28 protein-coding genes are annotated in these 25,672 nt (G+C 37.0%); 11 read left to right on the forward strand and 17 right to left on the reverse strand.

The features are described 5' to 3' along the window. The first annotated feature begins 76 nt into the window (after nucleotides 1-76). From OK18_RS15100 to OK18_RS15150, 11 genes are all read left to right on the forward strand, one after another. Nucleotides 77-2,860 (forward strand): SusC/RagA family TonB-linked outer membrane protein, encoded by a 2,784-nt coding sequence (locus OK18_RS15100; protein WP_053328520.1) that lies wholly within the window; start codon nucleotides 77-79, stop codon nucleotides 2,858-2,860. Nucleotides 2,861-2,872: 12 nt separating this feature from the next. Continuing rightward, nucleotides 2,873-4,474: a RagB/SusD family nutrient uptake outer membrane protein gene (locus tag OK18_RS15105; protein ID WP_082129204.1), complete on the forward strand. Its 1,602-nt coding sequence runs from the start codon at nucleotides 2,873-2,875 to the stop codon at nucleotides 4,472-4,474. A gap of 17 nt (nucleotides 4,475-4,491) precedes the next feature. Beyond that, the gene (locus OK18_RS15110; protein ID WP_053328521.1) at nucleotides 4,492-5,610 is read left to right on the forward strand and encodes a SusE domain-containing protein; all 1,119 of its coding nucleotides are present in this window, start codon (nucleotides 4,492-4,494) and stop codon (nucleotides 5,608-5,610) included. A 76-nt stretch (nucleotides 5,611-5,686) separates the two neighbouring features. Then, on the forward strand, nucleotides 5,687-7,843 hold the full coding sequence (locus tag OK18_RS15115) for a glycoside hydrolase family 97 protein (protein ID WP_053328522.1): 2,157 nt from the start codon (nucleotides 5,687-5,689) through the stop codon (nucleotides 7,841-7,843). Nucleotides 7,844-8,040: 197 nt separating this feature from the next. After that, nucleotides 8,041-9,900, forward strand: a complete 1,860-nt coding sequence (locus tag OK18_RS15120) for a glycoside hydrolase family 13 protein (protein WP_053328523.1) — start codon at nucleotides 8,041-8,043, stop codon at nucleotides 9,898-9,900. A 12-nt stretch (nucleotides 9,901-9,912) separates the two neighbouring features. Then, a complete protein-coding gene (locus tag OK18_RS15125) occupies nucleotides 9,913-10,428 on the forward strand; it encodes a nuclear transport factor 2 family protein (RefSeq protein ID WP_053329393.1) in 516 nt (171 codons plus the stop codon). Between the two features lie 16 nt (nucleotides 10,429-10,444). Then, nucleotides 10,445-11,827 (forward strand): MFS transporter, encoded by a 1,383-nt coding sequence (locus OK18_RS15130; protein ID WP_050021435.1) that lies wholly within the window; start codon nucleotides 10,445-10,447, stop codon nucleotides 11,825-11,827. A gap of 512 nt (nucleotides 11,828-12,339) precedes the next feature. Continuing rightward, complete coding sequence (locus OK18_RS15135) at nucleotides 12,340-13,068, forward strand: pirin family protein (RefSeq protein WP_050021362.1); 729 nt, start codon at nucleotides 12,340-12,342, stop codon at nucleotides 13,066-13,068. Between the two features lie 249 nt (nucleotides 13,069-13,317). Continuing rightward, on the forward strand, nucleotides 13,318-13,548 hold the full coding sequence (locus OK18_RS15140; protein WP_053328524.1) for a helix-turn-helix transcriptional regulator: 231 nt from the start codon (nucleotides 13,318-13,320) through the stop codon (nucleotides 13,546-13,548). Nucleotides 13,549-13,609: 61 nt separating this feature from the next. Beyond that, a complete protein-coding gene (locus tag OK18_RS15145; protein WP_053328525.1) occupies nucleotides 13,610-13,819 on the forward strand; it encodes a hypothetical protein in 210 nt (69 codons plus the stop codon). A 56-nt stretch (nucleotides 13,820-13,875) separates the two neighbouring features. Beyond that, nucleotides 13,876-14,655 (forward strand): GLPGLI family protein, encoded by a 780-nt coding sequence (locus tag OK18_RS15150; RefSeq protein ID WP_082129205.1) that lies wholly within the window; start codon nucleotides 13,876-13,878, stop codon nucleotides 14,653-14,655. Nucleotides 14,656-14,807: 152 nt separating this feature from the next. Here OK18_RS15150 and OK18_RS15155 read toward each other — a convergent pair whose 3' ends face one another. The 17 genes from OK18_RS15155 to OK18_RS15225 are packed head-to-tail and all read right to left on the reverse strand — an operon-like array spanning nucleotide 14,808 to nucleotide 25,672. Further along, entirely contained in the window at nucleotides 14,808-16,637 is a 1,830-nt protein-coding gene (locus OK18_RS15155) for a PemB family protein (RefSeq protein ID WP_053328527.1), read from the reverse strand. Then, the gene (locus OK18_RS15160) at nucleotides 16,637-17,416 is read right to left on the reverse strand and encodes a hypothetical protein (RefSeq protein WP_053328528.1); all 780 of its coding nucleotides are present in this window, start codon (nucleotides 17,414-17,416) and stop codon (nucleotides 16,637-16,639) included. The genes OK18_RS15155 and OK18_RS15160 overlap by 1 nt, the downstream gene beginning before the upstream one ends. Further along, on the reverse strand, nucleotides 17,403-17,870 hold the full coding sequence (locus OK18_RS15165; RefSeq protein ID WP_053328529.1) for a hypothetical protein: 468 nt from the start codon (nucleotides 17,868-17,870) through the stop codon (nucleotides 17,403-17,405). Before OK18_RS15165 ends, OK18_RS15160 begins: the two co-directional genes overlap by 14 nt. Then, on the reverse strand, nucleotides 17,860-18,699 hold the full coding sequence (locus OK18_RS15170; protein WP_053328530.1) for a hypothetical protein: 840 nt from the start codon (nucleotides 18,697-18,699) through the stop codon (nucleotides 17,860-17,862). The genes OK18_RS15165 and OK18_RS15170 overlap by 11 nt, the downstream gene beginning before the upstream one ends. Then, the gene (locus OK18_RS15175; protein ID WP_053328531.1) at nucleotides 18,700-18,999 is read right to left on the reverse strand and encodes a hypothetical protein; all 300 of its coding nucleotides are present in this window, start codon (nucleotides 18,997-18,999) and stop codon (nucleotides 18,700-18,702) included. Beyond that, entirely contained in the window at nucleotides 18,974-19,516 is a 543-nt protein-coding gene (locus OK18_RS15180; protein ID WP_053328532.1) for a phage holin family protein, read from the reverse strand. Before OK18_RS15180 ends, OK18_RS15175 begins: the two co-directional genes overlap by 26 nt. Continuing rightward, nucleotides 19,513-19,800, reverse strand: coding sequence for a hypothetical protein (locus tag OK18_RS15185; protein WP_053328533.1), 288 nt, complete (start codon nucleotides 19,798-19,800; stop codon nucleotides 19,513-19,515). Before OK18_RS15185 ends, OK18_RS15180 begins: the two co-directional genes overlap by 4 nt. Nucleotides 19,801-19,812: 12 nt before the next feature. After that, nucleotides 19,813-20,640 carry a hypothetical protein gene (locus OK18_RS15190; RefSeq protein WP_053328534.1) on the reverse strand — a complete coding sequence of 276 codons (828 nt, stop codon included), beginning with the start codon at nucleotides 20,638-20,640 and terminating at the stop codon, nucleotides 19,813-19,815. A 6-nt stretch (nucleotides 20,641-20,646) separates the two neighbouring features. Further along, on the reverse strand, nucleotides 20,647-20,850 hold the full coding sequence (locus OK18_RS21295) for a hypothetical protein (RefSeq protein ID WP_156173298.1): 204 nt from the start codon (nucleotides 20,848-20,850) through the stop codon (nucleotides 20,647-20,649). Between the two features lie 2 nt (nucleotides 20,851-20,852). After that, complete coding sequence (locus OK18_RS15195; protein WP_053328535.1) at nucleotides 20,853-21,347, reverse strand: hypothetical protein; 495 nt, start codon at nucleotides 21,345-21,347, stop codon at nucleotides 20,853-20,855. Continuing rightward, complete coding sequence (locus OK18_RS15200; RefSeq protein ID WP_156173299.1) at nucleotides 21,323-21,853, reverse strand: hypothetical protein; 531 nt, start codon at nucleotides 21,851-21,853, stop codon at nucleotides 21,323-21,325. Before OK18_RS15200 ends, OK18_RS15195 begins: the two co-directional genes overlap by 25 nt. Further along, nucleotides 21,747-22,859 (reverse strand): hypothetical protein, encoded by a 1,113-nt coding sequence (locus tag OK18_RS15205; RefSeq protein ID WP_053328537.1) that lies wholly within the window; start codon nucleotides 22,857-22,859, stop codon nucleotides 21,747-21,749. The genes OK18_RS15200 and OK18_RS15205 overlap by 107 nt, the downstream gene beginning before the upstream one ends. Next, nucleotides 22,859-23,470 carry a DUF6046 domain-containing protein gene (locus OK18_RS15210; RefSeq protein WP_053328538.1) on the reverse strand — a complete coding sequence of 204 codons (612 nt, stop codon included), beginning with the start codon at nucleotides 23,468-23,470 and terminating at the stop codon, nucleotides 22,859-22,861. Before OK18_RS15210 ends, OK18_RS15205 begins: the two co-directional genes overlap by 1 nt. Further along, a complete protein-coding gene (locus OK18_RS21300; RefSeq protein WP_156173300.1) occupies nucleotides 23,470-23,610 on the reverse strand; it encodes a hypothetical protein in 141 nt (46 codons plus the stop codon). Before OK18_RS21300 ends, OK18_RS15210 begins: the two co-directional genes overlap by 1 nt. 44 nt (nucleotides 23,611-23,654) lie before the next feature. Continuing rightward, on the reverse strand, nucleotides 23,655-23,975 hold the full coding sequence (locus OK18_RS15215) for a hypothetical protein (protein WP_053328539.1): 321 nt from the start codon (nucleotides 23,973-23,975) through the stop codon (nucleotides 23,655-23,657). 39 nt (nucleotides 23,976-24,014) lie between these two features. Next, nucleotides 24,015-24,431, reverse strand: a complete 417-nt coding sequence (locus OK18_RS15220; protein ID WP_053328540.1) for a hypothetical protein — start codon at nucleotides 24,429-24,431, stop codon at nucleotides 24,015-24,017. Then, the gene (locus OK18_RS15225) at nucleotides 24,431-25,672 is read right to left on the reverse strand and encodes a DUF2586 family protein (RefSeq protein ID WP_053328541.1); all 1,242 of its coding nucleotides are present in this window, start codon (nucleotides 25,670-25,672) and stop codon (nucleotides 24,431-24,433) included. Before OK18_RS15225 ends, OK18_RS15220 begins: the two co-directional genes overlap by 1 nt.

Genomic DNA, 25,672 nt, shown 5'->3' on the forward strand with positions numbered 1-25,672 from the left:
TTCTATTTTTTTTATAAATTGCAAAGCTGGCTTCTTGCCAAAATGAACAAAAACGAAACTATATAAAAATAAAATTGTGAAGAATTTTACAACGGTATTAAAAGTTGCGCCCGCTTTTTTATTGGCCAGTACAATAATGCATGCGCAGACAACAGACTCTGTCACAAAGGAGAAGAAGATTGAAGAAGTTGTATTGATCGGGTATGGAAAACAGAAAAAATCTGATCTTACAGGGTCTATTACTTCTGTAACGGCAAAAGACTTCAATGGAGGTGCTACTTCTGCCGGACAACTGATCCAGGGTAAAACACCGGGAGTACAGGTTACCAATAACAGTGGTGCTCCAGGGTCTGGTACTAAAATCAGGATTAGAGGGGCATCTTCTTTAAGCGGAGAAAACTCGCCCTTAATTGTAATTGATGGTGTTCCCCAGGATTTTGTAGGAGTCAATGGAGTTTCAGATCCATTAGCTTTAATTAATCCTAATGATATTGAAACATTTGATATCCTGAAAGATGCTTCAGCCACTGCAATCTATGGTAACAGAGCTTCTAACGGAGTTATTTTGATTACTACCAAAAAAGGAAGTTCCGGAAGATTTAAGGTGAATTTTTCAACAGTAACTTCCTTATCTACAAAAATGGGTAATGTGGATGTACTCAATGCTGAAGAATTCAGAAATTTTGTAAATACCTATGCTCCGGACAGCTATAAACAACGACTTGGAAATTCAAATACCAACTGGCAGGATGTTATTTACCAGACTGCATGGGGAACAGACAATAATGTTGCCTTCACAGGAGGAATTAAAGGATTGCCTTATCGTTTGTCTTTAGGATATAACGAACAAAATGGTATTGTTAAAACAAACTCATTCCGAAGAACATCCGTAGGTTTGAATTTGAATCCTAAATTCTTTGACAATCATTTATCAGTGAATGTGAATGCTAAAGGAACTTTTACTGACAACAGATTTGTGGACGGAGGAGTAATTAAAGCCGCAACCTATTTTGACCCTACACAATCCGTTTATGACAATACGAATATTGTACCGGGTAATGGAGGCTATTATGAATGGTTTGTAACAGAAGATAAAAATGGGGTTCTTACAAATAAATTGAATGGTAATGCCAATGCAAACCCCTTATCAATGCTGAATGCAGTTCGTGATGTTTCTTCGGTAACCAGAGGGCTAGGGAATATTCAATTAGATTATAAATTTCATTTTCTCCCGGATTTGCGTTTTAATGTTAATGCCGGTTATGACTATACAAAAAGTGAGGGACATAAATTTAAAGATGGAAGATACAAATCAGGCTTTGATGACAAAGGAAGCTCTAACTTCTATTCTATGGAGAAGAAAAATAAGTTGTTGGAAACCTATTTAAATTATGTCAAAAATATATCAGCAATTAACACAGGAGTAGATATTACAGCTGGATATGCCTATCAGGATTTTCGTATTTCAATTCCAGGAGCAATAACATATAGAGGAAATGGTAATAATGTGACTGACCTGGATTTTGCTTCTCAAAACACACTGATATCTTTCTATGGTAGAGCAATTTTCACTATAGATAACAAATATATCTTATCAGGGTCTATTCGTAAAGATGGTTCATCAAGATTCTTTAACGGAACCAGAGATAATGTATGGGGTGTTTTCCCGGGAGTTTCTGTAGCCTGGAAACTCAATGAAGAAAACTTCATTAAAAATGTATCAGCCATCAGTACTTTAAAGCTGAGAGCAGGATGGGGTAAAACAGGGCAACAGGAATTGCCTGCACTGGGAATTAACGGTAATAAGCCTAATAATTACCCGGCTTTTGCAGCTTACAATCCTAGTTATCCGGGAGCCGGTTATCAGTTCGGAAACGAATTTTATTATATGTTCAGACCGGCTAATTACAATCCAAACCTTACCTGGGAAACAACTACTACGAAAAACTTAGGGTTAGATTTTGGATTTAGTAAAAACAGGATTACAGGTTCCATTGATGTGTTTAGAAAAGATACCAAAGATCTTCTTGTATATGCGGATGAACCTGCAGGAGGTTTAAGTAATGCAAGCTGGCAGAACATCGGTGATATGAAGAATGAAGGTATTGAAGGAAGTATTACGGTAATCCCTGTTAAAACTGAAAAAACAACCTGGGAAGTAAGCTTTAATGCGACCCATTACAAACCTATTATTACAAAATTAAAAGACCGGGCAGATGAATCATTTAATATGGAAGTCGGAGGGATAGAAGGAGCGGCTGGAAACAGAATCCAGGCTCATGCTGTAGGATATGCCCCTAATTCATTCTGGGTATACCAGCAGGTATATGATGCCAACGGGAAGCCGGTTGATGGTGCATATGTAGACAGAAACGGAGATGGAGCAATCACTACAAAAGACATGTATTATTATAAATCGACTACCCCTGATGCTATTTTAGGTTTCTCTACTAAAGTCTCTCACAAAAACTGGGATTTTGCATTAAGCGCAAGGGCTGTATTAGGAAATTATGTGTATAATAATGCAGCATCAAACAGCTCTCTGCAGTCGGCTTCTACAAATGAGTACCTTCAGAATGTATTTTCAACGGCACCACAGTATAAGTTTGCTGTTCCTCAGTATAAATCCGATATTTATGTGGAGAATGCCTCATTCCTGAGATTAGACAATATCAATATCGGCTACAACTTTGGTGAAATTTTCTCTAAAGGAAGCAATCTGAAAGTATATGGAATGGCACAGAATGTTTTTGTCATTACTAAATACTCAGGAGTAGATCCTGAAGTGTTTGGTGGAATAGACAATGGTTACTATCAAATGCCTAGAATTTATTCCTTAGGCTTTAACTTTCAATTTTAAATAAGAATTAAGATGAGACTCAATAAGATCAAACTTAAAAATATAGTATTACCTCTTTCTGCAGTATTTTTATTAACTGCAACTTCATGTGTTAAAGATCTTGAAAGAGAGCCGATTACAGACGTTACTTCAGCAAGCGTTTATAAGGATTTTGCCAATTATAAAAATATCCTGGCAAAGCTTTACGGAGGATTAGCCATGGGAGGACAAATCAGTGGAGACGGGGACCAGCCGGATAGCGATATTAATGGAATCAATGGTGGATTCTCCCAGTATACAAGACTATTGTACAACCTGAACGTAGTGACAACTGATGAAGCTGTAATCGGGTGGAACGATGGAAACCTTCATACCCTTCACAAAATGACATGGGATGCTTCCAATGAGTTCATTGCAGCAATGTATTACAGGGTATTTACAGAAATTGCTTATTGTAATGAATTTCTGAGAAATGTGACGGATGAAAAATTAGCATCCAATGGGATTTCCGGAGATAATCTTACCCAGGCAAAACTGATGAGAGCTGAAGCTCGTTTCCTGAGAGCACAATCATATTACCATGCGATTGATATGTTCGGAAACGTACCTTTTGTAGATGAATCCTATATGCCGGGCTCTAAAAATCCCCCTCAGAGAATAGAAAGAAAAGCTTTATTTAATTTTATCGAATCTGAACTTCTTGCCGTAGCCAATGAACTAAAAGATCCCAGAACCAATGAATACGGAAGAGCAGATAAAGCCGCCGTATGGTCTTTACTGGCAAAATTATATTTAAATGCTGAGGTGTATACAGGAACCCAGAGAAATACAGACTGTATCACTTATTGTAATAAAGTAATTGCAGCTGGTTATTCTTTAAAACCTAAGTACGATGAGCTTTTCCTTGCAGATAATAATGTTAATAATCCGGAGCAGATCCTGAGCGTAAACTTTGATGGAATCAATACACAGACCAACGGGGGAACAACTTATATGGTGCATGCTGCGGTTGGAGGAACAATGCCTTCTTCTGATTTCGGGATCAATGTTGGATGGGGTGGTTTAAGAACTACAAAGGCTTTTGTAGGCCTGTTTCCAGCTAACGGAAGTGATAAAAGAGGAAGATTCTATACATCTGGACAGAATTTGGAAATCAATGATCTTGGGTCTTTCAATGATGGATATGCATTTATCAAATACAAAAACATTAAAAGCAATGGATCAGCTGGAGCTCATAACAACTGGGTAGAAGCAGATATTCCGTTATATCGTTTAGCAGATATCTACCTGATGTATGCAGAAGCTGTACTTAGAGGAGGTGCCGGCGGAAATCAGGCTACTGCCATTGGATATATTAACCAGCTCAGAGAACGTGCTTATGGCAATACAAACGGCAACGTATCTTCTATCAATCTTGATTTTATTTTAGATGAAAGAGCAAGAGAATTGTCATGGGAAATGACCCGGAGAAGTGATCTTATCCGTTTCAACAGGTTTACAACAGGAGATTATCTATGGCCATGGAAAGGAAATGTAAAAGACGGTAAAGCCGTGGAAAGCTATAGAAATCTATTCCCGATACCGGCTAAAGACATTGTTGCGAATCCTAACCTGATTCAGAATCCCGGATATTAATTTAAATTCTGCTAAAAATGAAAAATCTATTCAAAATATTAGCCCTGGTTTTCACCGGACTATTAATTTTTTCCTGTGAGAAAGATGAAGATCAGGCTGTCATTAATGAAACATCTGCCGGTAAAATGACTGCGGATAAAAGTGCAATTATTCTTAATGAACTTAATGCCAATGATCCTGTCATCACATTTACATGGACAAAACCTATATTTAATATTGCTGTCGTTCCCAATCAGAAAGTAGAGTTCGGAATCAAAGGTGATAACTTCAAAAAAAGTGCAACCATCGATTTCTCCAACGACCTTGTGACGGGTACAGCTACCCATGCCGCTATTAATGCAGCAATGTTCAACATTGGTGCAAAACCGGATATAGTGAATGACATCGAAGTAAGATTGAAAACTTCTGTGGGATCAGCTGTTTTTTATTCCAATATTATAGCCCTTAAAGTAACTCCCTATACTCCTAATCCGGATTTGGTATACCCTAAAATCAATGTGCCAGGTAGCTATGCTGGGGCAGCGGGTTATGCAAACTGGGCTCCGGATAATTCACCTAATCTGTTTTCCCCTGAGAAAAATGACAAATACAGAGGGTTTATCTGGATCAATACCGTAACCGGTGACGAGGATGGAAAATATAAATTTTCTATCAATCAGGATTGGCCGGGAAATAAAGGAGATGACGGAACCCTTTCAGGCAAATTGAAGCTGGATGGAGACAATATCAAAGCACCTGCAGCAGGAACATACTATATTAAAGTAGATTGGGCAGCCAATACCTATTCCTCCGTGTTGGCAAACTTTGGTGTGATCGGTGATGCAACTCCTACAGGATGGAATTCAGATACTGATTTTGTATACAATCCTTCCACAAAGACTTATGTCATCAATTCCATCGCATTGAGCAATGCCGGGTCATTTAAGTTCAGAGCCAACGATGACTGGACTTTTAAAATTCAGCCTAAGAATGCTGATGAAACCCTGATTTCAGGAAAAGGAGTACAAACCTATTTCAATGCTGAAGGTACGGTAACTGATGACCATGGATATAAGGTTTCAGAAGCAGGTAACTATAAAATAGAACTGGATTTGCATAATTCAGCGTATTATAAGTTAACCATTACAAAATTATAATAAGTATTACATTGATAAAGCAAAGTGCTGCTTTATTGCAGCACTTTATTTATTTTTTTAAGTATAAATAGTCATTATGAAGAAAATTACAGTTGGAGCACTTTTGCTCTCAATGATGTTTGCAGGCGTAAAAGCTCAATCCTTGAAATCCCCGGACGGAAAGTTTGAAATGAACTTTCAGTTAAAAGAAGGGGTACCTTACTATAACCTGAAATACAATGGGGCTATAGTGGTTGAAGATTCTAAACTGGGATTAAGATTATTTAAAGACAAAGCCATAAAATTTGCTTCTGAAATAGCCAAGCCGGAAGATGCAAAGTTCGATCTGAATAACGGTTTTGCAAAAATCGATGAAAAAAGAGATTCTAAAAATGAAACCTGGCAGCCGGTTTTAGGAGAAAAGAAAAATTATATTAACCACTATAATGAGCTGGCAATTACGCTGAATCAGGCTTCTACAGACAGGAGTATTGTGGTAAAATTCAGATTGTTCAATGATGGATTAGGATTCAGGTATGAATTCCCACAACAGAAAAACCTGAACTATTTCGTAATCAGGGAAGAAGATTCTGAAATCGATTTTCCTACCGATATGAAAGCATGGTGGATCGTAGCAGATTACGATTCCCAGGAATATCAGTACCAGGAAACAAAAGTGTCTGAAATTCCCGCGCAATGGGATAAAGCATTTGACGCCAATGCTTCACAGACCTTAGTGAAGAATGCAGTGCAGTCTCCGTTAATGCTTAAGAAAGAAGGAAAAAATCCTTTATACATCAACGTTGCTGAAGCAGCAGTATTAGATTACCCTGCTTCACACCTTGAAGTGGATGCACAGAATTTTAAATTCAAAACCCATTTAACGGCTGACAGGCAAGGAGCAAAAGGATATATCCAGACTCCATCGGTAACACCCTGGAGAACCATCATCGTTGCTCCAAAAGCAGAAGAAGTGATGGATTCTAAAATGATCTTCAACCTTAATGAGCCTACAAAATATACCGATACGTCTTACATTCATCCTACAAAATACATGGGAGTATGGTGGGAAATGATCATCGGAAAATCCCAATGGGCATATTCTACGGCTGAAAACGTACACTTAGGCAAAACAGACTTTACAAAGCTTACTCCAAACGGAAAACATGCCGCAAACAATACAAAAGTTAAAGAATACATAGACTTCGCAGCGGAAAACGGATTCCAGGGACTTCTGATTGAAGGATGGAACATCGGTTGGGAAGACTGGTTCGGGAATTCCAAAGAATATGTTTTTGACTTCATTACCCCTTATCCGGATTTTGATATCAAAATGCTGAATGAGTATGCTCATTCCAAAGGAATTAAGCTGATTATGCATCATGAAACTTCAGGTTCTGCAACGAATTATGAAAGATGGGCAGATAAAGCTTTCCAGACAATGAATAAATATGGATATGACGCTGTAAAAACCGGATATGTAGGAGATATTATTCCGAGAGGAGAGCACCATTATTCTCAATGGACCATCAATCATTATTATAGAATTGCTGAAAAAGCAAACGACTATAAAATTATGATAAACTCTCACGAATCTGTACGTCCAACAGGAGAGAGCCGCACCTATCCGAACTATATTTCTGCAGAAGCAGCCCGTGGAACAGAATATGAAGCATTCGGAGGAAATAAGCCTGATCATCAGACCGTACTTCCGTTTACAAGATGGATGGGTGGCTCTATGGATTACACACCGGGAATTTTCCAGACTAAGCTGGATTATTACTTCCCTGGAGATAAGCGTTTTGTAAAAACTACATTGGCTAAGCAATTGGCACTGTATGTAACGATGTACATGCCTCTTCAGATGGCGGCAGACCTTCCGGAGAACTACAAAAAGCATATGGATGCATTTCAGTTTATCAAGGATGTAGCAGCAGATTGGGATGATACGAAAATCTTATCTGCAGAGCCGGGAGATTATGTAATCACTGCAAGAAAAGCAAAAGGTACCGAAAACTGGTTTGTAGGAGGTATTACCGATGAAAACAAACGTGATTATACTGTAGATTTCTCATTCCTGGATAAAGGAAAAAAATATGTAGCGACAGTTTATGAAGATGGAAAAGATGCGGATTATATCGACAATCCTCAAAGCTATAATATCTATAAAAAAGAAATTACCAGCAAATCAAAAATTAATTTTAAAATGGCGAGAAGCGGAGGTTTTGCAATCTCTGTTAAACCTGTAAAATAATTTTAAAGAATAAACATTAAGGTGCCCCGGTTCATTGTTTTCAATGTCCGGGGTATTTTATATATGTTTGTTTTTTCTAAAGAACTTTAGATACGTGAATATTTTCAATAAAAAATTTTAAAAATGTTGGGTATAAGGCATGAATTCTAATATATTGCAGGAATATTTGAAAATTTAATGCTAAATTGAACTTTAATATGAAGACAATATATGCAGTACTCACCCTCTCCATAGCTTCTGCCGCTTTTTCTCAGAAAACACTGGAAAGAGTAGAACCGGCTTTCTGGTGGAAGGGAATGAAAAATCCCGAACTTCAGATCCTGGTGTATGGAAAAGATATTGCCCATAATGAAATTTCACTTTCAGATGGTATCCGTGTTAAAGATATTCAGAAAGTAGAAAATCCTAATTATGCTTTTATTACCGTAAATACCAATGAAATTAATGTTCCAAAGTTTACCATCAATGTTAAAAAGGGTAAAAAAAGCCTGGAAACTTATACCTATGAACTGAAGCAGAGAAACCCCGGATCTGCAGATCGTGAATCTTTTACCTCTAAGGATGTTATGTATCTGATTATGCCGGATCGTTTCGCTAATGGAGATGAAAAAAATGACTCAAACCCGGAATTAACTGAAAAGGCAGATCGGAACCTGCCTAACGGAAGACACGGTGGAGACCTTAAAGGGATTATCAACAACCTTGATTATATTCAGAATCTTGGCGCTACGGCAGTATGGCTTACACCAGTGAATGAAGACAATGAGAAAGTTTACTCTTATCATGGCTATGCTCAAACCGATTTATATAAAATTGATGCCCGCTATGGCACGAATGAAGAATACAGAAATCTTTCCCGTGAACTGAATAAAAGAAATATGAAGCTGGTTATGGATTACGTAACCAACCACTGGGGCGTTTCACACTGGATGATCAAAGATCTTCCCGCAAAAGACTGGATCCATTGGTTTAATGACGGAGATAAAGGCTTCAAACGCTCAAACTATAAAACAACCACCCAGTTTGATACCAATGCTTCAGAAATTGATAAAAAATATGCACTGGACGGATGGTTTGATACAACAATGCCTGATATCAACCAGAAAAATCCATTGGTTTTAAAATATTTGACCCAAAATGCCATCTGGTGGATTGAATATGCAGAATTAGGCGGTTTCCGTGTAGATACTTATCCTTACAATGACAAGGATGCTATGGCAAAATGGGCGAAAGCTATTACCGATGAATACCCGAAGTTTAATATTGTAGGAGAAACCTGGTTGTATACGGCAGGGCAAATTTCAGCGTGGCAGAAAAATTCTAAAACGGGAGAAGCAGCAGGATATAATTCTAATTTGCCGTCTGTAATGGATTTTATGCTGTTCGCAGATATGCCTAAAGCCCTGAAAGAAAAAGAAGGCTGGAATACAGGAATGATCAGAATTTACGACTCTTTTACCAGCGATTTCCTCTATCCGGATATCAATAATATCCTGGTTTTCTTTGAAAATCATGATACAGAAAGATGGAATGAAATCTTTAATGCAGATCCTAAGGCATACAAAATGGGTCTTACCCTGATTTCAACGGTACGTGGCATTCCCCAGATTTATTACGGATCAGAAATCGGAATGCGGGGCGACAAAAATAAAGGGGGTGATGCAGATATTCGCAGAGATTTTCCGGGTGGCTGGAAGTCCGATAAGCAAAACGCATTTAACCCTGCAGGGCAGACGCCGGAACAACAAGACTTCTTTCAATTTACCCAAAAATTACTGAATTGGAGAAAAGGCAAAGAGGTAATTCATACCGGGAAAACTAAAAATTATGTTCCTCAGGATGGCGTCTTTACCTATTTCAGATACAATGAAAAAGAAAGTATTATGGTGATCCTTAACAATAATGAAAAAGATCAGGCGTTAGATTTGAAACGTTTTGAAGAATCATTAAAAGGATTTTCAAAAGGAAAAGACGTGATTTCAGGAAAGGAATGGATGCTTCATAACAACATTGTCATTCCTGCAAAAACTTCATTGATTATTGAGCTTGAAAAATAAATGATTAGCTATATGAAAAAATTATTAACCGCTTATGTGATTCTTTTCCTTGGATTTACCGGGCTTTCAGCACAATCTAAAAACGGGTTTGAAAAGGAGAAAACAGAAATCAGTACAATGCTTGATGCTTTCAATGTAGCAGCAGCAAAGGCAGATTACAATACTTACTTTAATTATTTTGCTGACGAGTCCACCTTCATCGGGACCGATGCCACAGAAATCTGGGATAAAAAAGCTTTCATGATTTGGGCAAAACCCCATTTTGATAAAAAGAAAACCTGGAATTTTACCGCTCTTAAAAGGAATGTTTATTTCAGTAAAGACGGAAAACTGGCCTGGTTTGATGAATTACTGGATACCCAGATGAAAATATGCAGAGGCTCCGGGGTGGTAGAAAAAATCAATGGAAGCTGGAAGATCAGACAATATGTACTGTCTATGACGGTTCCTAATGAAGTGGTAGATAAAGTAGTGGCTGAAAAAACACCTCTTGAAGAGGTATTGATCCGGCAACTGAAAACCAAATAATACATTGGAAGATAATATGGCAAAAAAAATAAAACCGGAACTTTCACTTGCCCAGATCATCAATATGAGTATGGGATTCTTAGGTATTCAGATGGCATTCGGACTACAAAATGGAAATGCGAGCCGCATTCTTGGTAATTTAGGAGCTGATGTTCATGAATTATCATGGTTCTGGTTAGTGGCGCCCATTACAGGATTAATCGTTCAGCCTATCATTGGGCATATGGGAGATAATACCTGGAGCCCCTTAGGGAGAAGGAAACCGTATTTCCTGATAGGTGCTGTTCTGTGTGCCATAGGATTGGTATTGTTGCCGAATGCAGCATCAGTTACTCAGATGTTTGCTGCGAATGCCCTTTTACTGGCTGTTATTTTTTTGGCGATGATGGACGCCTCTGTCAATATCGCTATGGAGCCTTTCAGGGCGCTGGTGGGGGATATGCTCCCAAAACATCAGGGGACAATAGGTTTTTCAGTGCAAACAATTTTAATAGGTATCGGTGCGGTATTGGGTTCGTATTTGCCGGATTGGCTTACCAAACTTGGAATTTCCAATGAAGCTCCCAAAGGGTATGTGGCAGATAACGTGATCTATTCTTTTTATGTAGGTGCTGCGTTACTTATTATAGCCATTTTATATACCATCATTACAACCAGGGAATACTCTCCGGAAGAATTTGCTGAATTTGAAGATGGAAAAGCAATAGAAAAAAAACAATCCGGATTTTCAGATATTTTTAAGGATTTTGCAACTATCCCTGTACAAATGAAAAAACTGGGTATTGTTCAGTTTTTCTCCTGGTTTGCACTCTTCACCATGTGGGTGTTTACAACCAGCGCTCTGGCCACGCATCATATGGGACTTTCCCCGGAAGATACACATTCAAAAGCATTTAATGATGCAGGAGACCTGACAGGAAAACTCTTCGGAATGTATAATCTCTGGGCTATTCCTTTTGCGTTTTTGCTGACTCCTATTGCAAAATGGATCGGAAAGAAACAAACCCATGCCCTGGCGTTGTTTTGTGGAGGTTTAGGACTCATTTCCATGTATTTTATCAAAGATGTGAACAATTTATGGATCTCAATGGTAGGATTAGGATTTGCCTGGGCAAGTATCCTTGCCATGCCTTATGCCATGCTGATTGAAGTCATCCCACAAAAGAAAATGGGAGTGTATATGGGAATATTCAACTTCTTTATTGTCATACCACAGATCATCAACGGATTATTCGGAGGTCCTGTTGTAAGCAGCATTTTTGGCAAACAGGCAATGGATTATGTAGTTGTTGGTGGAATTTGTATGCTGATTGGAGCATTAGTAACCATGATCTTTATTAAATCTGAAGATGAAACTCCTAAGGAAATTGAAGAAGAGATTCAACAGGTACATTTTTAAATTAATTTAATAGAATTCAAATTACATATTAATAAAGCTATCCATAAACATCTGTGAAAATCAGAGTCATCTGTGGTTAAAATTAAAACTACAAAAGTCGCAAGAGTTTTGAACACTTTAGTATTTTAAGTTAAAAGCATTAGCGTTTAGAAGTACACAAAAGCTTAAAAAATCCAAGATTTTTATTATTAAACTGGTGTGTTTACTTACTTGTGTGCTAAAGCTATCCGTAAACATCTGTGTCAATCTGCGTCATCTGTGGTTAGAACTCAACCACAAAAGTCGCAAAAATTTTTTAGTCTTTTTAAGTTAAAAATATTGCATTTGAAGTGTACCCAAGTTTAAAATTAAAGATTTACAAATCTGCGGTATTGCTTAATCGAATAACATACATTCATACCGCAAAATAATCAGTCATTTCATTGCCTTTTGCTGCCCAATTCCTTTCTTAACCTACATCAACTTTTTTACCGTCCGCATCCCGTACATTTGCATCATAAATAATCACAGAAATGAAAACAGTATATCATAAAGCAGATTCAAGAGGCCATGCCAATCACGGCTGGTTAAACTCTTACCACACATTCAGTTTTGCAAACTATCAAAACAGGGACCGAATGAATTTTGGGGTATTGAGAGTGTTAAACGATGACACCGTTTCCCAGGGAATGGGATTCGGAACCCACCCGCACAGGGATATGGAAATTATTTCCATTCCTCTGGAAGGAGATTTGGAACATAAAGATTCGATGGGAACTACTGCAGTAATCAGAAAAGGTGAAATCCAGGTGATGAGTGCCGGAACCGGGGTTATGCACAGCGAATACAACAAAAATAAAGATGAAGAAGTAAAATTTTTGCAGATCTGGGTTTTTCCAAGAGAATTAAATGTAGAGCCAAGATATGATCAGAAAAGTATCAAAGAAGGTGAAAAAATCAACGGATTTCAACAGATTTTATCCCCGAATAAAAATGATGATGGGGTCTGGATCCATCAGGACGCATGGTTTAATATAGCCAACTTTAAAAAAGGCAATGGTAAAAATTATATGCTCAACAAAAAAGGAAACGGGGTGTACGCATTTGTTTTGAAAGGGAGTGCAAAAGTAGGGGACCGTGTTCTGAATGAAAGAGACGGATTAGGAATCTGGGATACCCAAAGCTTTAATATCGAAGCAGTGGAAGACACAGAAATATTATTAATGGAAGTACCCATGGAATTGCCTTCTTATCTTAAATAAAAAACTAAATTTGTATCCTTTAAACTTAAACTTAAACTTACATAATCGGCGAAACCAAAAGTAAAAAAAATAATCACTATGCGCTCCACTTTATCATTGGAAACTACACCTTATTTAAATGATATTTAAAGACCATTTAAATAATAAAAAAATGCACTCAACTGAGTGCATTTTTATTAATTTCTAGTCATTAATTGACCTTACGGAAATCCGTTTTAATCAGCCAAAATATCAGTATAATTTTACTTTATGAAACATATTGAAAAAATTATAATAGATTATCTGGCAGACGGGTACAGCCAGTATGAAATCGCTGAAAAATTAAAAGAGCAGGGGATCAAGCCCAATAGTTTAAGCTCCATTGAGAAGCATTTAAATAAAATCAAGGAAAATTATGAAGCTAAATCGCTCTTTCACTTGGCTTGCATTCTCCATAAGTTAGAAATTTTAGGAAATACGGATTCCCATAAAGGTGATTAATTTTTTATTTGTATAATTGTACGATTGCAATCACGAACATTAATTTAAAAATCATTCAATTATGAAAAAAACAATTTTACTGAGCGCTTTACTAGTAGCAGGTGTAGTAAGTGCATTTCCGTTTAGAACTTCCTGCGGGAGAGTATTACAAATTAGTCAAACTATAGCTGATAATATGACCCTTGATCAATTAGGAAATTACCTTGGTGATGTCAATAGCCAGGCATGCCCCGGAACTGGGCCAGTTGCTATAAAAATCTATTACCATTAAAAATGAATGTTAGACCGTCATATATGTATATGGCGGTCTTTTTAAAGTTAATATAAATGAAAAAGATTATCCTACTAATCAATTTTTTTATAATGATATTTATTTTGGGACAGAAGCCGTTTCCTGTTGTTTATGAGGCTGATTACAAGTTAAACTACAGAATGTCCAATGCCACCAATTATAAAAAAGAAACAACTTTTGCCCTGCTTATTAATGAAAATTCCTCCTTCTTTAAGGATATGCATCGATATGTATCGGATTCTCTAATGGTAGAGAAAAAACTTAATTCATTAGAGGAAGCAATGAAGTATATGACAGATTTTAGAGGTTATATTGGGACCACAGCAGCAAAATTATATGTTACTGATGAAATCAATTATACATACTTTGAATACGAAGAACCTAATAATATAAGTTGGAAAATCAAAAACGAGTTTAAAACTGTCGCGGGATATAAAAGCCAAAGAGCTGAAACAACAAAATACGGCAGAACCTGGGTTGCATGGTTCACTCAGGACATACCTTTTCAATTTGGGCCTTATAAATTTAATGGACTTCCAGGATTGATTACTGAAATATATGATACTAAAGATGACTATCATTATACATTATATACGTTTAGAAAAAGAAAATATATATGTAGATCTGCCAATATAGCAGTCAACGTAAAAAAATTAACTAAAGAAAAAGTCGTAGAGGTATTTAAAAACAGACTGTCAGGTAAATTAAGACTTAATGAACAATACATCGAAAATAAAGAAGATCTTGAGATGTTGAGGCGTAACGCATTGCTTGCAGAGAAAAATTATAATCCTATTGAACTAAGTATTTATTAAAAAAAAACAGCACCTAATTATATGATTAGGTGCTGTTTTTTTTAATTGTTGCTTGTTTTAGCTGCCCGCCATCCCTGAATACCTCATTTGCCGGGCTCATTCCGTTCGCCCGGCAAACACCCGTGTTAGTATTTGGATTTGCCATTTCATTTTTAATAATTCAATTCAGTAATATTATTACCGTGAGATCTTTTATCAAGAAAAATGTTTCCTACCAAGGCTCCCGGCTGTCTCACAGTTTCTCTACGCGAAAAGCTTGCATTCGTGTCTGTGTCATCTGATTTAAATGTATTTCCGACAAACAGCACTGAAGCCTCTGATAATGCCGGATCCACGTTCCCTCCATTAGTCTGATTGGCGTCATGCAAAACGATTGAAGCCCCGCCTTTTGAGTAAATCTCGCAGTTGAAAACCTCTAACCTTTGAGCGGTAATTCCATTTTGAACTTGATTGTGCCAATATAAAGAACCTCCGTTTGCTGTTGTATTGTTTTTTAAGAACTTGCAATTCCTGAATCGCAATGTATGGCCTTGCCAGGAACCAGCACCATAATTATGTTGATTCTGTACATCGTTAATGAAATCACAATTGAAGAATTCAATTAATGCCGGAGCAGTTCCGAAGTCTGAGTGTACCGAATAAGATGAAGGGTCTGCGATTCCTTCCGTTTGCGTAGATTTGAATGTAATATTCTCGAAATAAGCATTGATATTAACTTGCATCGGAGCAGCATGGTAGTCTCCTTTGTTCATAACAATCGTCACATCTTTTTTCGAATATCCTATAAAGGAAAGTTCCAATCCCGGATTAACCGCATTACTAAACAAGTCTATCGACTCATTATATATGCCCGGATTGATCCTGAAAAAGAATTTCCCTGTTTTGTTTTTTATAGAATTAATAGCTGAATTGATTGAATTGAACTTGCCGGCAAATTGATCAATCGTAATTACATTACTTGAAACCTCAACATCAGCGGCTAATTTTTCAAATAAATCTATCGGAGTATAACCTTTTCTTTGGATATCTGAAACTTCTAGCTCCATTGCCAAATCAAAATCATTGTTAGTTGCCACGTCCCCATTATATCCTGCCGTTTCGTACATAATGCCAGTCTTTCCTGCCTTAGAATTCCAAGCCATTCCGGATGAAGGTGTTTTTAACGCAATTCGCTCACCTTTATAAAGAATATCATCAATTGGATATGTCTTAATTCCAGCAGGCAAAGCAACGCTAAAACTAAAAGTTTTCCTTTCAACAAATTTTTTATTAATAACTGATCCAAAAGCAAAAACAACCTGGCCGGCACTTTCCGCATGCATTTTTATGCTAGAAACCTGTTTATCCGAATCAAATGATCTATTATTGAAATAATATGCCTCAAAGTCCACCAAACTGAATCGCGTTGTAAAATCAGTACTGCCATTTAAAATTGTGTTAGACAACTCTATACTTTCTATATAATTGGCTATCTGTTTTCCTCCTTGTGGTTTAATGTCTGTAATTGGATCAAAATCTGGTGAAACTGTTTCTCCAGGCATTTTACTTTCCGATTTCGTCCACGATGCCCCGTTCTTATAAAACATGGTATTGTACCCCTGTTTAGCTCTAAGATTCCCGGCATTTGGATAGGGTGTGCCCCAATCTACCGCACTGTCAGGATTTTCCGGTTTATCAAGTTCAGAAGATATTGAAGGTTTATATGAACCGTTGTCGGTTGGTTCGGGATCTGTTGGAGACAATACTCCTTTAAAGTCTGTTTCCACTTGCGCTACGACATTATCAAAAGCTTTTAAGAGCGTTTCTTGCACACTCAGATCTAATTTATTATCTAATGTATTCTGCAAGCTTTTTACTGCCGAAATATCAATGAGTTCATCCTTATGCCAGTACGAATCAAACATATTATAAAATGCTTCCTGTGCTGGCTTTAAGCCTTTAGCAAAAAGTTGTCTGAGGTTTATTTTTGAGATTTTAGGCATTATCCTTTGTAAATTATATAGTTAACAATTCGATAGGGATCTAACGTTTTAAGAGGTTCAGAAAGCCCCAGAACTTCAGTTTCTATCTGTGTTCCATTAGGGGTTGTTCCTATGTTATCCATCGGCCCTGTGTCATCAACCAGCCTTCCCCCATTAGTATAGATAGAGGTTCCTATTTTGACTTGTGGCAAATTCATCTTTTGGATTATAGAGGTTTTACTTCCGCCAGTGGCTCCAAGCACACTGAAATCTGAATCCATAGGATCTCTTCCTACTAAAGTTTTGCCCGCTGATCCTGTCCATTCCTCATAACCAGAAGGAATTTCATTGGCAGGTTTCAAAAATAGAATAGGGCTATTCCCTTCAAGTATGGGTTTGGCTATTTTTTCTAATTTTGCCAACCGGTCCTCAATTGTATTAAGTGGGGTAACTCTTTTAAAATCGTTCCATGTATAGGCGGAAGTAGAATAACCAAAAGTAGCGAATCGATATTTTTCAAATGGTTTTATGCTGCCATCTTCAAAAGCTACCTGTGTATTTTCTTCTTTTATAATGACTGTAGATTGTTTTACACCTCCTTTGAATTCCAGGAGTTCTCCGTTAATAATCACATAGCCGTCACCAACATTGACTCCCAAGTCTTCACAACCTGAAACAATAGCCTTTTCTCCTGCCATTCTAGCCACGCCGGAATAAATGGAATAAGCATCCTGCAAGCCTGCTAGTATTTCAGTTACCAATTTAAAACCTCCCGTCTGATTAAAGTTAAATGTTTTCATTTACTACTATTTTATAGCGTTTGCTCGCTAGTTTATAAAAATCTATTAATGCTTTTATTTCGACCTGGTAATTTTTCAAATCACCTGGAATCATTACAGTAAAATCAACGCCGGATCCTTCTGTCTCTTCTTGGGTATAAAGGACCATTTCACCAAGATATTTAGGCTTTTGTTCAGCATTCGTATAGATGTACTTAGGTTTTTTGAGTACTCCGTCAACAATCTGTATTCTTCGCTCATAATCAAATGTATCATTCAAAATTTTTCGAAGTTTGCAGACTTGTGAATTATGTACAATTTTTGTAATATTTTGTTTTCTATTTGTCAAAAAGCTCAGATTTAAGTCTGAAATTTCATCAGAAATCAAGGATAAAAAAGAACTAAAAAGAGGCGTTCTTAAAAAAGTAACCCAGGTTTGTAAAATCTGAATTTGACCGTTTAATTTATACCACATATTCAATTTCACTGTTTTCAAAATCAATTGTAAAGTAACCGCTAACAGGTATTTTGGAAATTTCAATAATTTCATAACTTCCGTAATTTCCTGCAATTGGATCTATCCAGGCTGTTTTTACTGTTATAAGATGTGGATTAATTACGCCATCTATAATTTGTAATTTATCTACCATCTTATTAAGTATTAATTCGCCATTAAAAGGCAATTCTTTCATAAACTGTTGAAGTGCTTCTTTAACAGGTTCATTTCCGGTTATTATTGACACACCATTAGAATCAATAACATTAGGATCTCTTTTGATCTTTAAAAACACTCGAAGTTTATCCGGCAGGTAATTAATAACTGTTGTTTGTACGCCTGCATCACGTACCTCAGAGATATAATACTCAAAAGCAGTTTTTTGATCTTCTGTTATTGGTTGCAAGATTCCTCCTGACTCAGTGGCTATTTTTATAATCAACCGGCTTTCTTTTTCGGCTTCAGTGACGGCACAATATTTAATGATTTTATACGGTAAAATCTCCTCAGCACTCAGACCCCTATTGTCAAACTGGTCAGAATCAATTAATAAAGGAAAACCATGCTGAAATGCTAAAGCCATTTTTCTGTACCACTTTGGTGTATGTGCTTTTTCTTCATTGATTTGCTGCGAAACTTCCTGCTTATGTTGTGCAAAGATCTGTTCATGTGTCCAGATCAGAAATGCAACGACATAGAGGATATTTCTCCATACAGCTGTATTAGATGTTGAATTTAATGCGTCTAAAGCCGGGTAAGTGGCTTTTCTTTCTAGCAAACTGTTGTATATTTCGTCTAGTGTTCTCATTTATTGTATTTCAAACGTCTCTCCAATTTCCCAATATCCCACACCTTCCAGCGGTTTAACTTCAACCAAATTACTCTCCAAAGCTGTAGCCGGTTGATATCCTCTATAAGAAAAAAAAGTTACCACGTCAATATCCGTATCAAGTGCATCCGGGATAGTGATCTCCATTCCGGGTGTTAAAATTTCAGTGACTGAAAGATCATTATGAAAGGCGATAATAAAGCTATTCTCAACCTTTCCGGTGTACTGAATTGCGATATCTAATAAGGACTGATTATGCAGAGCTGTTATTATCTCCATCAGTTATATCTTTTATTGTTGTTATACCAGACTTTATTTTTGCGGTAATTTTTTTAAAATAGCTCCAGATATCAAAGCCGGCCCTAGGTAGATTTTCAAAAAATATTGAGTAAAACTCAACTGCGCAAGCTATTGCAATAGATACAAGTGATAATGTTAAATCATGATCGGTATAATTATTGGACCCAAAACTTTTTATTCTGAAAATCACCTCTATACCATATGAGCAAATGATAAAAAAGAAATAAGTAACACTCTTTATAATTGACAATCTTATTCGGGAACTTGAAAAGCCGTAACGCCAAAAATTACTTTGTATCTTTGAATTTTTCCACATATTCCAGGAGGCCAGAACCCCCGTAATAAAATCTACAGTCATAAGGCCGAGCAAAAGAAAAATGCCCAAAATAGAGTCCGAAAATGTTACAAGACCTAGTGTTGGCACTACAATTGCCGGTTTCTCTACAGCAGCCAATAAAGCAATTGCATTTTTTTTATAAATAAGTAATTCTTTCATATATTAATTTTCAAATTTTCATAACCCCCGGTTAAGTCAATGTCAGGATTATTATATCCGTCATATTCCAATTGAATGTTTAAATCACGTTTAAACTGATTATCATTCCGGTTTTTCTTCAGTTGCAGAACCGCTGCAAATCCAAGCATCGGAGCCCTTTTATATTCTCCCGGATGGGCAAACGTAATATCAATTACATGCTGCCGGTCGGATTCACCAATTACGAAATCTCCGTTTCGAATTAGAGGCTCATAGTTTTCATTTATTAGGATATCATTTCTCATTATTATGATATTTTACCGTCCAACATATTTGTAAATCATTATATCTTCATATCCATTTCCATCACCAGTAGAGGCGTATACTGTTTTTGTTGTTGCAACATTAAAAGGACTTTCTTTATATTGATTAACATGAAGCCAGTCTAGAAGTTCTATAATCTGACTTTTACTGCTAGTAAAGTAAAAGAAAGACCTATCCTCAATCGTTTTTAAAACATCCAAGTAATTAGTAAGTTTCCAATAACCCATATTCTTGTATCTTGTTACATCTGTGGATAAATATGGAGGATCTAACAAAAAAATTATATTATTGTACTCTTTATACTTTTTAAACAATTCCCTATAATCTTTTGTAACTATTTCAACACCGTTTAAATAATTCTCCGAATTGTAATCAGTATTTACAATACGGTTATAAAACGATTGTTTTTCGAGTTCTTTTAAGTTATCAGCAACACGCCCACTAAATAAAATGTTAGATGATAATGTAATGTAATCAACAAAACATGATTCGGTTTTTATACGCTCAATTATTTCTATCCGTTTTACATCATTTACTTTACTGTTATAAGGCACGTCGGAAAGTATTGTACGAATATCTTTGATGAGATTATTTGTTTTATCAATATTCTTTAATCTCTCAGAATATTTATCAAAATCATTATATATGACATGAGAATTAGGATAAAATGTTTTTACTGTATGTGATAGTAATCCTGATCCTCCAAACAGATCAATATATATAGCATCTTCTGGAAACTCATTTAACGCTTCTTTGAATTTGTTTAAAAAATTTCTTTTTTGCCCCTGAAATGGCAATGGTGCTTTATTATATTTTTTCATTTTAAGTTATTCTATACTGCCTGTTCCGGTAAAAGGTCCCTGATTACTGGTTCCTGTAATTGTTACTTTAGCACTCATTAAATACTCCTTAATGATCATAAGCAGCTTTTGTGCATATAATTCTCTGGCAGATGCCTTGTCGGTGTAGCCTTCCATTTCAGACTGTAGGTCTACTATTCTTTGAATAAATTGAGTGTCGTTTAATGGCATTTTTATTTAAATAATTGGGTTGTTTTATTTTTCAGGTCTTCAAACTTTTGTTTATTGATATCAGAAAACTGCCCAGGACCTGACGGTGTAGTTATCACAGCATTTTTAAGATTATCAAATCCCTCTGTTAAAATTTCCTTCAGATTGCTTTCCTGGTTCTTTAGTTCAAACTTACCGCTTGACATTTCAAAGCGGGCTCCGCTTAATGTTATCAAGACTTTATCAATCTGCGTATATTTGACAATGGCTGTTTCTGCGGGTTCATTTTCCACAACCAGGCAAAGAACTTCAGAGCCAATGGCCGGATAAATCAAAATACAATCATCAAAATTTTTATCTATAGCATTAAGCCGGACATCATAAAGAGGGGGAAGGTCTTCACGTTCAACGGTACAGGTTACCCCTGTAATTTCCGTAACGGTCCCCAGTGATGTAAACCTGTTAACAGGTAAAGCCCGTTGACTTTCTTTCCTTATAACCTCAAGAAACTTCTCCACGGTATTTTATATAGAATGAACCCTATTAAACCGAATAGAATAATTTTCCCGATCCAAATACAAATTTTCTGAAAAAGGGTCAGCTCTGCCTGAACCGGAACCTTTTCAATGACTGGATAAGGGACCGATATCGTTTTGTTGTGCTCTTTAGTTTCCTGGACATATTGCTCTTTCCACTTTAAGAAGAGCTTTTGAGCTTCAGTATTAACCAGAATTGTGAGCTTTCCATTATTTAAATTAACATCGGATTTGACTCCGGTTGTTTTTTTCTCTTCGGGATCTCTGAGCACCGGTTTATTATTGATACATTCGATATACGCTTCATAATAGAGACTATCCGGCACCGATACCAGTACTGTATCTTTTACAATGACAGTAACCTTTTTGGTGTTTAAAATGCTATCCTTTTCTATTTTTGGAGGAGGCAGTTCCGGATTGCTTTTTCTTACGTTGCACCCTTGGAGTAATAGTAATATGACCATAAGTAGGCCGATTATATTCTTCATTGCTTTTAATTTTAAATGATAATTTATTTTGTCTTTTTATTCCGTCTGAGTCATTGATCGTTGTTGTAACACCATCAATGAAATATTGACCGTCACGATATCCCGTAGGATAGTTTGGATCTTTAATATTAGCACCGTCACCGACTTCTGTACGGGGATAAAACCATCCGTCAACACTTCCCTCATAACCATCAAAAACAACCGAATTATAATACTTCTCTGCCCATTCCTTGAGCTGTTGTTGATCCAGGTTCAGAGGAGCATGTAATGAAATCTCACTTTCTCCAACGTCTCCAAATTCATACGTTACCTTTTTATTCGCACTACCTTTTTGCATGGAAACAGCCTTAATATAGCGTTTGCGGCTTGCCTTTGTTTTATATTTCAGATCCGTACTTTCCCGGATATTTTTCCCAAAGGTGAAATCATGCATAACCTGTGGTTTAAAGTCAACGGTAAGACCTGCATATAAAACTTTTCCCTTAAAGAAGCACCTAACCCCATATTTATCTTTCAGATCTTCAATGACCTTGTAAGGTGTAGCCCTTTCAATCATATATTTGCCCACAGGCATGTCTAAAGCGTTAACCTGATAGCCGGGTGCAATAAACTGTAAAACCTCCTTTAGATTGGCAGATTTGAATGTATGATTGATCAGAGGCATTTTTTTTAGCTTAAACATTTCATCTTCACATTCCAGAACTATGGGGATTTCTGCGCCTACCTCAGAAATGTATCCGGTAAACTCAGTAAATAATTCTCCATTATACCCCGCCTCAATGACGATAGAATCCCCAACTTTTATATATTCCAGCAAGTTCTTGCGTTCCAGAGATAAGCGAACATCATTTTCAACTGCTTTTTTAAACTCTCTTGGGAGCTCAATACTGGCGGTATCAGACAATTTTTCAATGGTACTTTCAATAGTGATAGACTTAGCCACGTAGAACTGAATCCGCTCAGCAATGGTAATCCTGATATCAATATTGTAATAATGGCGATACATTAGTTAGGATTTAATAGCGTAAAGTTCACTTCATTAATACTCGAAGCAGTCAGCGTAAACTGTATAGTATCCTGAAAGCCTTCGACTGTGGTAATAGAAACATCTTTTAAAAAGATATTTTTAATATTTTTATCCATAAACTGCCCACCTACAACAGCTATTGTGTCGTTGTGTTCAAAGAAACGGCAGAGTTGTTGAATTTTTTTTGATGGATAACTCCTATTTTCTACATCAATTAAAATCCCTCTAATTTCAATGTCCCAGGGCTTGGTTCCCCACCTTTCAATCACTACCATATCGCCTCCGGAAACCTGTGTTTCAATTAAATTTTTTCCACGGTTAAAATTCATCATTAATGGCGGTGCATAGATAGAACTATCATCCCCCTCCAGCATTTTGGCAAATTTTAATTCAATTGCATCTTTAGCAGGACCGTAAGACATTGTTACAGCTTCAAAATCAGGATCGAAATCCTCATATACCTCCACATTATATTGGTTGTCTTTCCTATTGATTACCGCCTGGTTAATCCTGTTATTAATTGCCATTATTCCGAAAGCAGCGGCATATCTGGCAGCTAAATTGATTACTATTGATTCTCCGTTTGTCATTACTGAAGTTTTTTAACACTTAATATTCCCATATCTGCGAGCCATCCAATCTGCGCCCATTTAATGGCCCAGGTGTCGTCATCCAGTTCCTCCGGGAAAGGAATATGAAGGAAATGGCTGATCAGTGCATCTGCCTTCATATATAAATCACTTTCCTGATTATAGCTTAGCCCGGAACAGCCCTCTAAACTTTCCCAAACTTTCCCTGCCTGATCGGAATTAATTCAGTTAGAAGCCCGGCAGCGGCATAGAAGAGACCATCATCAGCCAAAACACGTTCTTTATCTGTAAGAATGCAGTTTTTTACTAATATCTCCTGTCCTTTTTTGGGATCAGTATTCATAAACTTCATCGACTGCCCTACAACAGAGCGGGAAGGCACAAGGGCCAATACTTCGATTTCTTCCGTAGAATCATCATCCAAAGGAAGGATTAACGATTTTAGCTTATCTCCATGCTCTTTTTTAAGATTTTCTTTTGTCTCCTGATTAATTTCCTGTAACATTTTAAAATTTTTTTTAAGATTAAATGATTGAATTATTTATTATGGGAATACATCGAGATCCACTTTCAAAGCAAATAGATCAAATTGTTTTTCGAGGCCCATATCCCCGGTAACGTCACGACCATTGCTCTGGAATTTCGCTATGATCTTATCGACAACAATCACATTGAATTCATTCACAAACTCAACAGTAATAATAAAAGGCTTGACTTTTAACAGATCACCTCCGGCCGCCCGTTCTAACGGCACTAAGTCGGCCATCATTAAGGTCATTGATGCAGATGGGGTTTTCTTTCCCCAGGACCATGAGGTGGCATCAATCCCCAACGTATGGTTTAATTGATGTTCCTGCTCATTCCCGTAAGTGATAGCCTTAACATTGACAGGAACCGCATTAATTTGGACCTTGACATCAGCACTGTCATAGGCTTTGCCATTTCTTATAATATCACTCATTACAATTGTGTTTTAAGGTTAACAGTTCCGTTTATTTCACCAATATTGCCTTTTGGGACGATTTTAAAGCCAATGTTGAGAACCTTTGTCACAATCACATCACTATCCGGGTCAACATAGGTTTTACCCCCTGAAATCTCTCCGGCTCTCTCCATATCGGCAAAAACACTGTCGCCTATGGCTTCAAAGGCGACCACAACACCAGGAAGCATTTTTCCGGTTTCCGGATTGACGGCCGGGTCTGTTTTGACTTTTGGCAGATACATTGTTCTTAATGCTCTCCTGGCTTTCTTTGCCGTTCTTCCATATGCTACCGTATGTTCGTTGATGTTATTATCATCATCGAGGATAATAGGCGCACAAACGTGGTCATTATTAAGTCTTACCCCAGCCATTCCTGTATAGGTAAGCCCAAAAACATAACCTTTATTCTCTAATGTCTGAAGGTCAGAAAACTGTTCTTTGATGGTTTTGTGATTCGATAATCCTGGATTAACAAGGAGTTTTTTAGATTCATGGGTAAGGTTTTTAGTTTCATTTTCCCCAATATTCTGATTAACAGAACATGAAGCGCAAACTCCTAAAACAGTACCTATAAATGCATACTTCTGAGCGTGTCCGGTCTTCTTTTCTGCAATATCGAAATCCTGTCCGATTACAAGGGTCACCCCTTCAGCGGAAAGATTTTCCAAATCTCTAAGATTGGCAGAGCTGGCGGCAGAACCACCATAACTATACCCTTCAAGGAAAATAGAAACCGGCATGAAATTATCTTCACTCCATTCTTCTAACACTTTAGCCTTTGCAATGGAATTATACACATCATCCGGCAAGCCGTTAAGCATGGTAATGGTTGCTTCAGGTTCCAGGTTTAACCCGATTGCTAATTGCTTAATTTTACCCTGAGCAAAGATTAAAAGCTTTTTAGCCGGCTGTTCACAAAGGTCAACAAGTTTTTTTGTCTGGTCTTCAAGGATCAGGTACAACTCTGTTCCAGTAGGTGCAAAGCGGAAAAACTCATAAAGATGCTCATACACATGCACATTGTTTGTTGTGTCATACTCCTTTGTAATTCCCAGGCTTTCAACATCGTCAATGTTGTAAACTACTATAGGGGTATCAAGCTCCATATTAGCCGGCTTAGGACCGGTTATAATAATACCGGAAATCGCATCATCACTACCAAGTCTGTTGGTTCCGACTTTTCCTTTTTTAAAATTAACGCCGTTTATATTTGACAT

This window comes from Chryseobacterium gallinarum (assembly GCF_001021975.1).
Classification (GTDB): domain Bacteria; phylum Bacteroidota; class Bacteroidia; order Flavobacteriales; family Weeksellaceae; genus Chryseobacterium; species Chryseobacterium gallinarum.

Coding starts and splice junctions, on each gene's coding strand:
- OK18_RS15225 (WP_053328541.1), bottom strand. CDS start 25,672: ATGTCAAATATAAACGGCGTTAATTTTAAAAAAGGAAAAGTCGGAACC.
- OK18_RS15190 (WP_053328534.1), bottom strand. CDS start 20,640: ATGAAAAAATATAATAAAGCACCATTGCCATTTCAGGGGCAAAAAAGA.
- OK18_RS15150 (WP_082129205.1), top strand. CDS start 13,876: ATGAAAAAGATTATCCTACTAATCAATTTTTTTATAATGATATTTATT.
- OK18_RS15180 (WP_053328532.1), bottom strand. CDS start 19,516: ATGAAAGAATTACTTATTTATAAAAAAAATGCAATTGCTTTATTGGCT.
- OK18_RS15205 (WP_053328537.1), bottom strand. CDS start 22,859: ATGTATCGCCATTATTACAATATTGATATCAGGATTACCATTGCTGAG.
- OK18_RS15115 (WP_053328522.1), top strand. CDS start 5,687: ATGAAGAAAATTACAGTTGGAGCACTTTTGCTCTCAATGATGTTTGCA.
- OK18_RS15135 (WP_050021362.1), top strand. CDS start 12,340: ATGAAAACAGTATATCATAAAGCAGATTCAAGAGGCCATGCCAATCAC.
- OK18_RS15120 (WP_053328523.1), top strand. CDS start 8,041: ATGAAGACAATATATGCAGTACTCACCCTCTCCATAGCTTCTGCCGCT.
- OK18_RS15200 (WP_156173299.1), bottom strand. CDS start 21,853: ATGAAGAATATAATCGGCCTACTTATGGTCATATTACTATTACTCCAA.
- OK18_RS15155 (WP_053328527.1), bottom strand. CDS start 16,637: ATGCCTAAAATCTCAAAAATAAACCTCAGACAACTTTTTGCTAAAGGC.
- OK18_RS15185 (WP_053328533.1), bottom strand. CDS start 19,800: ATGAGAAATGATATCCTAATAAATGAAAACTATGAGCCTCTAATTCGA.
- OK18_RS15145 (WP_053328525.1), top strand. CDS start 13,610: ATGAAAAAAACAATTTTACTGAGCGCTTTACTAGTAGCAGGTGTAGTA.
- OK18_RS15160 (WP_053328528.1), bottom strand. CDS start 17,416: ATGAAAACATTTAACTTTAATCAGACGGGAGGTTTTAAATTGGTAACT.
- OK18_RS21295 (WP_156173298.1), bottom strand. CDS start 20,850: ATGCCATTAAACGACACTCAATTTATTCAAAGAATAGTAGACCTACAG.
- OK18_RS15210 (WP_053328538.1), bottom strand. CDS start 23,470: ATGACAAACGGAGAATCAATAGTAATCAATTTAGCTGCCAGATATGCC.
- OK18_RS15105 (WP_082129204.1), top strand. CDS start 2,873: ATGAGACTCAATAAGATCAAACTTAAAAATATAGTATTACCTCTTTCT.
- OK18_RS21300 (WP_156173300.1), bottom strand. CDS start 23,610: ATGAAGGCAGATGCACTGATCAGCCATTTCCTTCATATTCCTTTCCCG.
- OK18_RS15110 (WP_053328521.1), top strand. CDS start 4,492: ATGAAAAATCTATTCAAAATATTAGCCCTGGTTTTCACCGGACTATTA.
- OK18_RS15175 (WP_053328531.1), bottom strand. CDS start 18,999: ATGGAGATAATAACAGCTCTGCATAATCAGTCCTTATTAGATATCGCA.
- OK18_RS15220 (WP_053328540.1), bottom strand. CDS start 24,431: ATGAGTGATATTATAAGAAATGGCAAAGCCTATGACAGTGCTGATGTC.
- OK18_RS15215 (WP_053328539.1), bottom strand. CDS start 23,975: ATGTTACAGGAAATTAATCAGGAGACAAAAGAAAATCTTAAAAAAGAG.
- OK18_RS15170 (WP_053328530.1), bottom strand. CDS start 18,699: ATGAGAACACTAGACGAAATATACAACAGTTTGCTAGAAAGAAAAGCC.
- OK18_RS15140 (WP_053328524.1), top strand. CDS start 13,318: ATGAAACATATTGAAAAAATTATAATAGATTATCTGGCAGACGGGTAC.
- OK18_RS15125 (WP_053329393.1), top strand. CDS start 9,913: ATGAAAAAATTATTAACCGCTTATGTGATTCTTTTCCTTGGATTTACC.
- OK18_RS15130 (WP_050021435.1), top strand. CDS start 10,445: ATGGCAAAAAAAATAAAACCGGAACTTTCACTTGCCCAGATCATCAAT.
- OK18_RS15165 (WP_053328529.1), bottom strand. CDS start 17,870: ATGTGGTATAAATTAAACGGTCAAATTCAGATTTTACAAACCTGGGTT.